We start from the raw sequence: 13,171 nt of genomic DNA, 5'->3' as shown, positions 1-13,171 counted from the left end.
CCCTTACAGTAAAGGTTAGGGTTTGCTGGTCGGTGCTCGTTCTGGCCGACGGGTTCCGGGGAGGAACAAGATGACCACTCATATTCAATCACCCATCCATCTGCAGCTGCCGCTCACAGGCATGAGCTGCGCCAATTGCGCCAGCCGCATCACGACCGCCCTCAACAAGCTGGAGGGGGTCGAGGCGACCGTCAATTTCGCGCTGGAGCAGGCCGCCATCGACCTGGCCAGCACCGATCGTTTGCCGGCGGTGCTGGAGAGCATTCAGGCACAGGGCTATGACTATGGCCACGAGACGCTCTCCTTCCAGATCAGCGGCATGACCTGTGCCGGTTGTTCGGCCCGTCTGAACAAGATGCTGGCCGCGCTGCCCGGCGTCATCTCAGCCGACGTCAACTTCTCGCTCGAGCAGGCCCGTATTGTGCTGGTGCCCGGGATGCAGACCCCTGCCGCATTGCGCGAGCAGATCGAAGCCCTCGGCTTTGGCGCCCAGCTGGCGCAAGGCTCCGCCAGTGGCCGCCGCCAGCAGTTGCTGGAGCGGGAAGCGCAGGAGGCCGCCAGCGCCCGTCAGGCGCAGACCCGGGTCATCGTCTCGGCGCTGCTGACCCTGCCGCTGTTGGTGGGTATGCTCTCAATGGCTGGTCTGCTGCCCTGGCATCTGCCCGCCTGGCTGGAGCTGGTGCTCGCCACCCCGGTACAGTTTTGGATCGGGGCCCGCTTCTATCGCGGTGCCTGGCTCGCCATCAAGAACCGCTCCGCCAACATGGACGTGCTGGTGGCGACCGGTACCAGTGCGGCCTACTTCTACAGCCTCTATCTGCTGCTGACCCTGGGGATGGCTGCCAGCGGCCAGCTCTATTTCGAGGCGAGCGCCATCATCATCACCCTGATCTCCCTCGGCAAGCTGCTGGAAGCCAGGGCCCGACGCAGCACCCAGTCCGCCATTCGCGAACTGATGGCGCTGCGGCCGGAAACCGCCACCGTCTGGCGCGGTGAGAGCTGGCAGAGCGTCGCCATCGACGAGGTGCTGCGCGGCGATCGGCTGCGGGTGCTGGTGGGTGAGCGGGTACCGGTGGATGGCAAGATCCTGAGCGGCGAGAGCGAGCTGGACGAGTCGATCCTCACCGGCGAGAGCCTGCCGGTGCCGCGCGGCGAGGGTGACAAGGTGCTGGGCGGCGCCATCAACCGCTCCGGTGTGCTGGAGATCGAGGCCACCACCGTGGGGGAGGATTCCAGTCTCAGCAAGATCATCGCTCTGGTGGAGAGCGCCCAGATGGGCAAGGCCCCGCTGCAGCAGTTGGTGGACAAGGTCTCCGCCGTGTTCGTGCCGGTGGTGATGGCCATCGCCCTCTTTACCCTGCTGGTGTGGTACGCCATCGGCAACGACTTCGGTCAGGCGCTGCTGGCGGCGGTGGCGGTGCTGGTAATCGCCTGCCCCTGCGCGCTGGGACTGGCCACGCCGGCCGCCATCGTCACCGGCACCGGGGTGGCGGCGCGCCACGGCATTCTGATCAAGGATGTGGATACCCTGCAGAAGGCCCACGCCATCAAGGCGCTCATCTTCGACAAGACAGGTACGCTCACTCAGGGCCGGCCGGTGCTGGCGAGCTGGAGCGGCAACGACGAGCAGCTGCGCCTTGCTGCCGCACTGCAGCAGGCGAGTGAGCACCCGCTGGCGCTGGCCATGCGCGAGGCGGCCGGAAAAGATGCCGTGTTGCCCCAGCCGGAAGCCGTCGAGGTGCGGGTCGGGGCCGGTATTGTCGGTCAGGTAGCTGGTCACACGGTCGCTATCGGCAATGCCAATCTGTTGGCACAACTCGGCATGGAAGCGCCTGCGCAGGATCAGCAAGCCGCCGACGGCGCGACTCGGGTCTGGGTGGCCATCGACGGCGTGGTGGCCGGCATAGCGGCCCTGGCCGATACCCTGCGCCCCGAGAGTCCGGAAGCTATCGCCACCCTGCGCCAGCGCGGCATCGCCAGCTGGCTAGTGAGCGGTGATGCGCCGGCGCCGGTGGCCCATATCGCCGCCAAGCTGGGGCTGGACGGGGCCTTTGACTCCGTGCTGCCGGCTGGCAAGGTGGAAAAGGTCGAGGCGCTGCGGGCGCAAACTCGCGGGCTGGTGGCCATGGTGGGGGACGGGGTGAACGACGCCCCGGCGCTGGCGGCAGCGGATGTAGGCATCGCCATGGGCTCCGGCTCCGACGTGGCGATGGAGACCGCCGCCATCACGCTGATGCGCTCTGATCCGCGACTGGTGGCCGATGCCATCGACATCTCGGCGGCGACCTGGCGCACCATCCAGCAGAACCTGTTCTGGGCCTTCGTGTTCAACATCATCGGCATTCCGCTGGCGGCGCTGGGTTACCTCAGCCCCGAGCTGGCGGGGGCGGCCATGGCCCTGAGCAGCATCACAGTCTTGAGCAATTCCCTGTTACTGAAACGCTGGCAACCGCGGGCGCTCGCCCATGCCAGCCACCATGTCAGCACTGAATCGAACCGTTAAGGAGTCATCCATGAACATCAGCAAGGTAGCCAAGGCGACGGGACTGACCGCCAAGACCATCCGCTACTACGAGAGCATCGGCCTCATCTCGGCGCCGGTGCGCAGCGACAATGGCTATCGCAGTTACACCGACTCGGCCCTGCGCGAGCTGCGCTTCGTCAAGCGGGCGCGGGAGACCGGCTTCAATCTGGAGGAGTGTCAGGAGCTGCTGGCGCTCTATCGGGACGAGCACAGAACCAGCGCCCAGGTGAAGAAGCTGGCGCAGGAGAAGATCGTCGATCTGCGCGCCCGTATCGCCGGCCTGCAGGCCATGCTCAGCTCTCTCGAGGGGCTGGTCGGTTGCTGCCATGGGGACGAGAACCCCGAGTGCCCGATCCTCGACGAGCTGGAGCGCGGCTGAGCCGCCCCTGCCGATAGGCTGGGGTCTGGCATCATCGACTGACTAACCGCTTAATAACGGACGTTTTATTGTTGGCTCCGAAGGGGTAGTGGTAGACTGTGCGGCTCTTGTACAGGGAGTACGCAGTTGACCCAGAGTGTGACACGTCAGGTAAAGCAGGCCATCATGGCCCAGCTCTATACCCACGCCTCATTCAGCCTGCCTTGCCTGGGTCTGCTGGCACTTGGCTGGAGCCTGCTGTTCCACGACTACCTGCCCGCCAGCGAGGCGCTCGGCTGGCTGGCGAGCGTGATGCTGCTGCTGCTCTGCCGGGGCTGGCATCTGCGCTGGCGCCAGCCCAGGCTGGCACAGCTCCCGCTGCCGGTGCTGGAGCGTGAACTCTTCATCGGGGTGACCATCACCTCCATCATCTGGGCGCTGGGCGTGCTGCTCTACATGGACAAGCTGCCCGATACCTACCGCGCCGCCATGATGATGCTCGCCAGTCTGATCCTCACCGGCAGTGCCATCATGCTGTTTGGCAGTCGCCGCTCCCTCTATGGCGCCGTGCTGCCGCTCGGGCTGGCCATGGTGTTCGAACTGGGGGCGGGCAACGAGCAGGAGCGGATCGTCTCCAGCATGCTGGCCGGCTACCTGTTTGTCTTCCTGCCGACCCTGCTGCGTCGCCTGCGGCGGGATCAGGTGGCCTCCCTCTATCACCGTTTCTCCAACGCCGACCTGGTGGCCGAGCTCAAGGCGGTCTCCGAGCACCTCAAGCTCACCTCCCGGCTGGACGGGTTGACCGGCATCGCCAACCGGGCCCACCTCGACTACTGCCTCGAGCGCGCCTGGCGGCGCTGCCACCGTGCCCGGGCTCCCTTGTCGCTGGTGCTGGTGGATGTGGACTACTTCAAGCAGTTCAACGATCTCTACGGCCATCAGCTGGGGGATGAGTGCCTGCAGCAGGTGGCGGGTCTGCTGGCCGAGGTGCAACGGCGGGAGGATGACCTCGCCGCCCGTTACGGCGGTGAAGAGTTTGCGCTGCTGCTGCCCTGCACCAGCATGCAGGGGGCCATGCAGATCGCCGAGAACGTGCGGGTGGCCCTCAAGGAGTTGAGCATTCCCCATCAGAAGTCCCTGGTTTCCGGTCGGGTCAGCTGTAGTTTCGGGGTGGCGACCCTGGTACCGGATCAGACCCTCTCCATCAGCGAGCTGATACAAAAAGCGGATGCGGCCCTCTATCAGGCCAAGCATAATGGGCGGGATCGTATCGAAGTAGCCTTGATGGGTAAGGTTGCCTGAGTTTCACAAGACAGATTAAAGAGGTCGTCTATGCAATGTCATCGTATCGAAGAGCTGCTGGAGTTGTTGCAGCCTGCCTGGATCAAGGAACAGGATCTCAGCCTGGTACAGTTTGTTGCCAAACTGGCCGAAGAAGCGGGATTTGAAGGGCCTCTGTCCGAGCTGACCGACGACATGCTGATCTACCACCTCAAGATGCGTGAATCCGACAAGCAGGCGATGATCCCCGGTCTGGCCAAGGACCACGTGCCCGACTTCAAGGAAGCCCTGCTCAAGGCCCGCGGCATCAAGTAAAGAGTGCGCTTGCTGGAAGCTTGAAGGTTTTCAAAAGAATCTCTTAAAAAGACGTTTCGTCAACTGGCGATACGTCTTTTTTGTTGCTTGAAATTGCGACACCACTCGAACATTAGATACATTTTACCCACACAATTAGCAGGCTGTTTAAGATATAATCCGCCCCATAACAATTAATTAATGGAGCGAAGTGTTGCAATGGCCGACCAGGACAAGATCGATATCAAGGATGTCACCGGCGATGTAACGGGGACGTTCAACCCCAATACCTTCAAAGCCAGCGACGACAGGTTCAACCCCGGCAACCGCATCTATGTCCGGGCCCAGACCGGCTACTGGCAGCGGATGCGCAAGGCCATGGGCTGGTTCTTCGTGGTGCTCTTCGTCGCCATTCCCTGGTTGCGCTATGACGGTCGACAGGCCGTGCTGTTCGATATCGGCCATCAGCAGTTCCACATCTTCGGCGCCACCATCTGGCCGCAGGATCTCACCCTGCTGGCCTGGGTCTTCATGATCGCCGCCTTTGCCCTCTTCTTCGTGACTACCTTCCTGGGTCGGGTCTGGTGCGGCTACCTCTGTCCGCAGACGGTGTGGACCTTCATGTTCATCTGGTTTGAAGAGAAGCTGGAAGGCTCCGCCAACAAGCGCCGCAAGCTGGACGCCTCGCCCTGGAGCGGCGAGAAGCTGGCCCGCAAGGGGGCCAAGCACCTGGCCTGGCTCCTGCTGTCGCTGGGCACCGGCCTCACCTTCGTCGCCTACTTCCAGGATGTGTTCCAGCTGGTGCCTGACTTCTTCACCCTGCAGGCCAGCGGCTGGGTCATCTTCTGGGTGGTGCTCTTCGCCGCCTGCACCTACGGCAACGCCGGCTGGATGCGCGCCATCATGTGCATTCACATGTGCCCCTATGCCCGCTTCCAGTCCGCCATGTTCGACAAGGACACCTTCATCGTCGGTTATGACACCAAGCGCGGCGAGACCCGGGGAGCCCGTTCCCGCAAGGCCGATCCCAAGGCGCTGGGACTGGGGGACTGCATCGACTGCGACCTCTGTGTGCAGGTCTGCCCGACCGGTATCGACATCCGCGACGGCCTGCAGTACGAGTGCATCAACTGTGGCGCCTGCGTCGACGCCTGCGATCAGACCATGGAGCGGATGGGCTATCCGAAAGGGCTCATCAGCTATACCACAGAGCACAAGCTGGCCAACGACTCCACCCATGTGGCGCGGCCCAAGCTGATCGGTTACGGCCTGGTGATGGCCATCATGCTGGGGGTGTTCATCTACAACGCCATGTCCATCATGCCGATGGGGCTCGACATCCTGCGGGATCGCAACCAGCTGTTCCGCGAGAACAGCGAGGGGCTCATCGAGAACACCTATACCCTCAAGATCCTCAACAAGACCCTGCATCCCCAGACCTATCAGCTGGATGTGGAGGGGTTGCCGGAGCACGAGTGGTTCGGTCCGCGCGAGGTGACTCTGAAGGCCGGCGAGATCTATACCCTGCCGGTGAGCGTGGCCGTCGACCCCTTCAACCTGAAGAAGCCGACTCTGGACATCCGCTTCGTGCTCAAACGCGAAGGGGCGGCGCCTGACGACAGCAAGGGAACCCTGCGCCAGCCCAGCAAATTCATCAGCCGGTTGTGACGGCAAGGCGCACCGCCATGCACGGCAACGGCGGACAGTAGTGATAGAATGGGGCGCAACGGCGCCCCTTTCTCATGGTGGATGACATGCGTTTCAACTATTCCGATCTCACTCCCGACCTCATCATGGATGCGCTGGACCTCAGCGGTCTGCGGCTCGACTCGGGCCTCATCGAGCTCAACAGCTACGAAAACCGGGTTTATCAGTTCCAGGACGAGGATCGTCGCCGCTACGTGGTGAAGTTCTACCGTCCCGGCCGCTGGAGCCGGGCCCAGATCCTCGAGGAGCACGAGTTTGCCGCTCGCCTGTGCGAGGCGGAGATCCCGGTCGCCGCTCCCATCGCCTTTGCCGGCGAGACCCTGCTGGAGCATCAGGGCTACCCGTTTGCCATCTGGCAGAGCGTGGGGGGACGCCAATTCGAGGTGGACAACCTCGACCAGCTGGAGTGGGTGGGGCGCTACCTCGGCCGCATCCATCAGCTCGGTGCCAGCAAGCCCTTCCACCACCGGATCCGGCTCGACGTGGAGACCATGCTGCACGAGCCGCGTCAGCTGCTGGCGTCCGGCGAGTGGCTGCCGAGCGGGCTGGCCAGGCAGTTCTTCGGGGTGCTGGACGAGCTGATCAAGCACGTCGGCGACGCCATGACCCTGGATGTGGCGCAGATCTCCCTGCACGGCGACTGTCATCCGGGCAACATCCTCTGGCGCGACGGTCCCATGTTTGTCGATCTCGACGACTGCCGCACCGGCCCCGCCATCCAGGATCTCTGGATGATGCTGAACGGCGAGCGCAGCGAGCAGCAGATCCAGCTCGATACCCTGCTGGCGGGCTACGAGGAGTTCATGGAGTTCGACCCGCGCGAGCTGGCGCTGATCGAGCCGCTGCGGGCCATGCGCATCGTTCACTACATGGCCTGGCTGGCGCGGCGCTGGGAGGATCCCGCCTTCCCCCGTCACTTCCCCTGGTTCAACACCGAGCACTACTGGCGCCAGCAGATCGCCACCCTGCACGATCAGCTGGAGGCGCTCAAGGCGCCGCCCCTGACCCTGATGCCGGGCTGGTGATGCGGCGGGTTGCCAGCCGTTCGTTATGCCTGCCGCAGACCCGCGGCAGCCTATCAAGGCGTTCGCGCTGACACGGGCGCCGGGGAGAGAGCTTGACGACCTGGTGCGCGAGGGATGGGACTCGCCCCTGCTTGATCATTGACTGTGCAGTGGTGACGCAATAGGCTTGGCACTGCTTCGGTTCGCCGGGCGTGCCTCACAGTGATCTCTTAACAGGAAACGTCATGAAAAAAATTCTGTTTTTCCTTGCTGCCATGCTGATGATGCCCATGGTTCACGCCGCCCCCGAATTCAAGGAAGGCGTCAACTATGATGTGGTCAAGCAGACCGGTAGCGCCCAGCCGGAAGTACTGGAGTTCTTCTCCTACTACTGCCCCCACTGCGCCAAGTTCGAGCCGATTGCCGAGGATCTGAAGAAGAACCTGCCGGAAGGCGTGCCGATGAAGAAGAACCCGGTGGCCTTCCTGGGCCGCGAAATGGGTCCGGAGATGCAGCGTGCCTACGCCGTTGCCAGCCTGCTGAACGTTGAAGGCAAGCTGACCCCGGCCATCTTCGACAAGATCCACACCCAGCGTCAGATCCCGCAGAGCCGCGCCGACGTGAAGCAGATCTTCGTGGACAACGGCGTACCGGCCGAAGAGTTCGACGGTGCCGTCGACAGCTTCGCCGTCTCCGGCATGGTCTCCCAGTTTGACCGCAACACCGAAAGCTACAACATCCGCGGTGTGCCGGCCTTCCTGGTCAACGGCAAGTACATGGTGAAGATCGAATCCATTACTTCCCAGGATCAGTTCAACCAGCTGGTGAAATTCCTGCTGGCCAAGAAAGACTGACCTCGTCTGATCCCATGAAAAAAGCCCGCCGGTGCAAACCGGCGGGCTTTTTGTTTATCAGGAGCCTGCGTCAGATCTGGCAATCCCGCTGAGTGGGGGCCGGGCGCGGCAAGCGGGTGCGGCGGCTGATGGCCTCCGCCAGCCAGACCAGCAGCAGGATGGCCAGCAGCAGGGTGGCAGTCTGATCGTAACGGAACAGGCTCAGGGAAACATAGAGCTGCTGCCCCAGCCCGCCGGCGCCGACCACGCCGAGTATGGTGGCGGCCCTCAGGTTCATCTCGCCGCGATAGAGGCTGTAGGCCAGCCACTGGCGCGTGACCAGGGGAAACAGCCCGTACCAGAAGCTGGCAATGGGGCCGGCACCGCTCAGCTGCAGGGCGAGGCGGGGGGCGGGATCGGCGTTCTCCAGGGTCTCCACGAACAGCCGCGCCAGCACCCCGGTGGTGTGCAGGGTCAGCGCCAGTATGCCCGCCACCGGCCCCAGCCCGACCGCGATCACCAGCAGGCTGGCGAAGATGAGCTCGGGTACCGAGCGCAGCAGGTTGAACAGCAGCCGCAGCGGCCAGCAGTGGCGAGCGAGGCAGGCCAGCGGCAGGGCCAACAGGGCGCTGAAGAGGGTACTCAGCAGCGCCATCTGCACCGTATCGAGCAGGCCGCTGGCCACCGTCTTGAGGAAGGGCCATGACCAGTCCGGTTGCAAGAACTCCCCCAGAAAGGAGCCCAGTCCCCCGAAGGAAAAGCTCAGCATGCGCCAGTCGAGCTGATAAAGGGCGAGAGCTGCGGCCAGTCCCAGGCAGATCAGCAACAGCAGGCCGGGGGAGCGGCTGTGGCGCAACCAGGCGCTGAGGCCATCCGCCAGGGTCACCAGCAGGATGAAGGCCAGCAGCAGGGTCACCACCTCGCCACCGGCAAACATGCGCAGGGAGAGCTCGAGCTGCTGGCCGAGCCCGCCGGCGCCGACGAAGCCCATGATGACGGAGGCGCGCAGGGCGCACTCCCAGCGGTAAACGGTGTAGGAGAGCAGCTCCTGGCGCACCGCGGGCAGCACGCCGTACCAGAGTGCCTGCAGCCGGCCGCTGCCGCCGAGCAGCAGGGCGCGGGCAGGTTGCAGGGCGCCGCTCTCCATGATCTCGTTGTAAACCTTGGCCAGCATGCCGCCGTAACTGACCGCGATGGCCAGGATGGCGGCCAGCGGCCCAAGCCCGGACAGGCGCACGAACAGCAGCGCCCAGATGAGCTCGGGCAGGCTGCGCAGCACGATGGCGACGAGGCGCGAGAGGGCCCGCAAGGCGCTGCGCAGCGGGCTGGGCACCGGCCCCAGTTCGGCCAGCGACAGGGCGCGCGAGCCGAGCAGGGCAAATGGCACGCCGAGCAGCAGGGCACCCGCCAGTCCCAGAGTGGCGACCGCCAGGCTCTCCAGAGTCGCGGTCAGGGTCAGGGCGAGAAAGTCCCGATCAAAACGGGGTGGCCAGCTGGTGGCGAGGAAATTGCCCATCTGCCGCCAGCTCTGGCCGTCGAACAGGCCGAGCCAGCCGTCAGCCTGCTGCCACAGGCTGTAGCCGATCAGCAGCAACAGCCAGGGCAGGGGATGGCGCCAGCGGTGGGTCAGTTCAAACACGCAGCCGCCTCGTCATCACCGGCGTAGAGCTCGGCCAGCATGGCCGGCGTGACGGCCGTCGCCGGACAGTCGAACTGCACTCGCCCCTCGCGCAAGCCGATGATGCGGGGGAAGCGGCCGAGCGCCAGCTCGACCGCATGCAGGTTGGCGATGAGTGTGCTGCCCCGGGCGCGGGCCTGGGCCAGCAGGGCATCCAGGCTGCTCTGGGCGAGCACGGGGTCGAGGGCGGAGACGGGCTCGTCCGCCAGGATCAGGTCCGGCAGCTGATAGAGCACCCGGGCGATGCCGACCCGCTGCAACTGGCCACCGGAGAGCTCGCCGCAGCGCTGTTGCCACTTGTCGGCAAGGCCGAGGCGGGCCAGTTCGGCCCGCGCCCCTGCTGGGTCGCAGGGGCGCAGCAGGGAGAGCAAGGAGCGGCCGAGGGACCACTGGCCGAGCCGACCGGCCAGCACGGCGGTCATCACCTGCTGGGAGGCGGGCAGTGGCGGTTGCTGCCAGACCATGCCGATCCGGCTGCGCAGCCGCTGGCGGTCCCGGGTGGAGAGGCTCCAGGGATCCTGCTCCCAGAGGGCGAGCCTGCCTTCGCCACGCAGCTCGGTGCCGATCAGCCGCAGCAGGCTGGTCTTGCCCGCGCCGCTCGGCCCTATGATGGCCACGCACTCACCTGCCGCTATCTGCAGGTTGAACGGCTGCAGGATGCGGCTCTGGCCGAGCCGTAATCCTTCCCCGTCCAGTGTGACGGCGATCACTTCAGCAGGCCGGCCTGGGTGGCGGCGGCTTCGATGCCCAGGTAGTTCTCGGGTTTGGTCTCGATGAAGCGGCTGGCGCGTTGCAGCTTGAGGATCTCGGCCTGGGCGGGCACCGCCGGATCCAGACTGAGGAAGGCCTGCTTGATCTTCTCTTGCAGGGCCGGATCCAGGCCGCCGCGCACGGTCCAGTTGTAGTCAAAGTAGGTCGGGGTGGTCCAGATCACCTTGACCTTGGCGGTGTCGACCTTGCCCTCTTCCACCAGCTTCTCCCACACGGAGGCGTTGAGCGCACCGGCTGGCACCTTGCCGGAGGCGACCCAGGCGACGGTGGCGTCGTGGGCGCCGGAGAAGGCGACGTGGGCGAAGTCACGCTCGGGGTTGATGCCCTGCTCGGCCAGGAAGTGGCGTGGCATCAGGTGACCGGAGGTGGAGGAGGGGGAGCCGAACGCAAAGTCCTTGCCCCTAGTGTCGGCCAGGGTCTTGATGCCGCTGTCGGCATTGGCGATGAACTTGGAGGTGAACTGGGCATCCTCCTGGCGCTGAACCAGGGGCACCACCGTGTCGGCACGGCGATGGGCCTGCACATAGGTGAAGCCACCGAGCCAGGCCATGTCCAGCTTGCCGGCGGCCAGCGCCTCGACCACGGCGGCGTAGTCGTTGACCGGCACGAACACCACCTCGCGGCCGGTCTTCTCGGCCAGGTAGTCACCCAGCGGGGCAAACTTGCGTTGCAGCTCGGTGGGGGCTTCGTCCGGGATGGCGGAGACCCGCAGCGGTTCGGTGGCGATAGCGCTCAGGCTGGTGAACAGGGTGGTGAGGGCGAATATCCATTTGCGGGTCATGGTGCATTCCTTGGTGGGCTGTCGTTCGGGCAATAGAAAGGCCCGACACCAGTCGGACCTGACGAGGAGAGAATGGTAGGGGGCCACTGGCCACTGGCGCAAGATGCGCCCCCAAAAATAGGCGTTAGACCCCGACGTGGAAGGCCTGCTTGAGGTTGCGGATGAAGTCCGCGTCCCGGCACAGGGTCTTGCCCGGGCTGTCGGAGATCTTGGCGACCGGGCCGCCGTTGCACTCGATCAGCTTGAAGACGATGTTCATCGGGCTGACGCCGGGCAGATCGCAGGTGAGCTTGGTGCCGATGCCGAAGCTGGTGTTGATGCGGCCGCGGAAGTGGCGCAGCAGCTCGACGGCCTTGTCGAGATTGAGGCCATCGGAGAAGACCAGCGTCTTCTCTGTGGGGTCGATGCCGAGCCGTTGATAGTGGCTGATGGCCTTCTCGCCCCACACCACGGGATCGCCGGAGTCGTGGCGTAGCCCCTGATAGCGGCTGGCCAGCTCGAAGTCGAAGTCGCGCAGGAAGGCATCCATGGTGATGCAGTCGGTGAGCGCGATGCCGAGGTGGTTGGTGAACTCGTCCAGCCAGCTGGTGAGGGCGGCACGCTGGCTGTGCTCAAGCGGGAAGCCGAGCTGCTGATGGGCCTGGAACCACTCGTGAGCCTGGGTGCCTACCGCCGGCAGGCCGTACTTCTGGGCCAGCAGGTAGTTGCTGGTGCCGCGAAACGCCGGCAGCCGCTCCTGGAGGCGACCCACCACCGCATCCTGCACCGCGAGGGAGAAGCGGCGGCGGGTGCCAAAGTCGATGAGGTTGAACTCGCTCATCTCTTCCCGGCTCAGCTCCCGCTCCAGCTTATCGAGCTTCTGATCGAGCCGATCCAGCGCCTGGCTGACGCCAAACTGGGGGTAGCGGAAGCGGTTGCGCATCTCGCTGATGATGGCGAGCACCGGGATCTCCCACAGGATCACGTCCTGCCAGGGGCCCTCGACCCGCACGTTGATGCGACCATCCTGCTCGAACACCTTGAGCAGGGAGGCATCCAGCGGCTTGCGGCGCAGGTGGTCGAGGTAGTCAGGGGTAAAGAAGGGGCGCTCCGCCAGGAAGTTGAGCTCGGGCCGGGTCAGCCGCAGGGAGCCGGCGAGGCGCAGCTGCTCCTCGATCTGACCCATCATGGGCAGCAGATCTTCCTCGTTGCGGCTGTGGAACTCGGCCACCACCTCGGCATCCGGATAGCGATGGAACACCGCCTGCTGCATGTGCAGCTTGTAAGCATCTGTATCGAGCAGGCTGTTGAGAATAGGAGGCATATCAGGCGTCCAGCAGGCGTTGTACATCGGCAAGGGTCTGGGCCAGTTCGGCGCCGGCCTCGATCATCTGGGTGTGGGCCTGAGCGACCGTTTCGGGGGCGATGCCACGGCAGGCATTGAGGTGGACGATCACCCGGAAACCGGCGCGGCGCAGCTGCAGTACGCTGGTCTTGACGCAGTAGTCGGTGGCGAGGCCGCCGGCCAGTACGGTCGTGACGCCGCGGGACTGCAGGAACTCGATGAGCCCGGTGCTGCGACGCTCGGCCAGATCGTGGAAGCAGGTGCCGTAGGGGTGCAGATCCGGCTCGACCCCCTTCCAGACGAAGAAGTCGTAATCGACCGGGGCCGGCAGGCCGTCGAGCAGTTCGAAGCCGCGAGTGCCCGGCACGCAGTGCACCGGCCAGGTGAGGTCGGCGTTGGGCATATCCAGCGGCAGCAGCATGCCGGCAGGGTCGCTGACGGCCCAGGCGGCGTTGGCCGGGTGTGAATCCTTGCTGCCGACCCGCAGGCTGGCGAGGGTGGCCTGAGCGTTGAGCGCAGCCACAATATCATCCCCGCCCGCGACGGGCAGTTCGTTCGGGCAGAGGGGGGTAAACCCCTTCTGCGCATCAATATCCAGGCTGGCGACGGTTCCCAT

Annotated in this window: 12 protein-coding genes; 7 read left to right on the top strand and 5 right to left on the bottom strand. The window is 64.9% G+C overall.

Annotation, left to right across the window (positions count from 1 at the left end):
• Window positions 1–70 precede the first annotated feature (70 nt).
• The 7 genes from ACB031_RS18555 (at window position 71) to ACB031_RS18525 (ending at window position 8,022) form a co-directional block, all read left to right on the top strand.
• Window positions 71–2,503: a heavy metal translocating P-type ATPase gene (locus ACB031_RS18555; protein WP_371140042.1), complete on the top strand. Its 2,433-nt coding sequence runs from the start codon at window positions 71–73 to the stop codon at window positions 2,501–2,503.
• 10 nt (window positions 2,504–2,513) lie between these two features.
• Window positions 2,514–2,903, top strand: a complete 390-nt coding sequence (cueR, locus tag ACB031_RS18550; RefSeq protein WP_005306864.1) for a Cu(I)-responsive transcriptional regulator — start codon at window positions 2,514–2,516, stop codon at window positions 2,901–2,903.
• Between the two features lie 126 nt (window positions 2,904–3,029).
• Entirely contained in the window at window positions 3,030–4,184 is a 1,155-nt protein-coding gene (locus ACB031_RS18545) for a GGDEF domain-containing protein (RefSeq protein ID WP_162518940.1), read from the top strand.
• A gap of 30 nt (window positions 4,185–4,214) precedes the next feature.
• Entirely contained in the window at window positions 4,215–4,478 is a 264-nt protein-coding gene (locus tag ACB031_RS18540; protein ID WP_005306857.1) for a YihD family protein, read from the top strand.
• 198 nt (window positions 4,479–4,676) lie between these two features.
• Window positions 4,677–6,125, top strand: coding sequence for a cytochrome c oxidase accessory protein CcoG (ccoG, locus tag ACB031_RS18535; RefSeq protein WP_017787019.1), 1,449 nt, complete (start codon window positions 4,677–4,679; stop codon window positions 6,123–6,125).
• A 74-nt stretch (window positions 6,126–6,199) separates the two neighbouring features.
• On the top strand, window positions 6,200–7,189 hold the full coding sequence (locus tag ACB031_RS18530) for a serine/threonine protein kinase (RefSeq protein WP_195879468.1): 990 nt from the start codon (window positions 6,200–6,202) through the stop codon (window positions 7,187–7,189).
• Between the two features lie 224 nt (window positions 7,190–7,413).
• A complete protein-coding gene (locus ACB031_RS18525; RefSeq protein ID WP_017784248.1) occupies window positions 7,414–8,022 on the top strand; it encodes a thiol:disulfide interchange protein DsbA/DsbL in 609 nt (202 codons plus the stop codon).
• Between the two features lie 70 nt (window positions 8,023–8,092).
• Here the strand turns inward: ACB031_RS18525 and phnE are convergent, their stop codons facing one another.
• The 5 genes from phnE to ACB031_RS18500 form a co-directional block, all read right to left on the bottom strand.
• Entirely contained in the window at window positions 8,093–9,640 is a 1,548-nt protein-coding gene (gene phnE, locus ACB031_RS18520; protein ID WP_368205578.1) for a phosphonate ABC transporter, permease protein PhnE, read from the bottom strand.
• A complete protein-coding gene (locus ACB031_RS18515) occupies window positions 9,628–10,389 on the bottom strand; it encodes a phosphonate ABC transporter ATP-binding protein (protein WP_368205579.1) in 762 nt (253 codons plus the stop codon). Before ACB031_RS18515 ends, phnE begins: the two co-directional genes overlap by 13 nt.
• Window positions 10,386–11,231, bottom strand: a complete 846-nt coding sequence (locus ACB031_RS18510) for a putative selenate ABC transporter substrate-binding protein (RefSeq protein WP_371140041.1) — start codon at window positions 11,229–11,231, stop codon at window positions 10,386–10,388. The genes ACB031_RS18515 and ACB031_RS18510 overlap by 4 nt, the downstream gene beginning before the upstream one ends.
• Before the next feature lie 124 nt (window positions 11,232–11,355).
• Window positions 11,356–12,534, bottom strand: coding sequence for a nicotinate phosphoribosyltransferase (gene pncB, locus ACB031_RS18505; RefSeq protein WP_268037734.1), 1,179 nt, complete (start codon window positions 12,532–12,534; stop codon window positions 11,356–11,358).
• 1 nt (window position 12,535) lies between these two features.
• Complete coding sequence (locus ACB031_RS18500; RefSeq protein ID WP_371140040.1) at window positions 12,536–13,171, bottom strand: nicotinamidase; 636 nt, start codon at window positions 13,169–13,171, stop codon at window positions 12,536–12,538.

This window comes from Aeromonas sp. S8(2024) (assembly GCF_041403085.1).
Taxonomy (GTDB): domain Bacteria; phylum Pseudomonadota; class Gammaproteobacteria; order Enterobacterales; family Aeromonadaceae; genus Aeromonas; species Aeromonas dhakensis.
The sequence above is the reverse complement of the archived record's forward strand: the minus strand, read 5'-3'. Positions and strand labels throughout refer to the sequence as shown.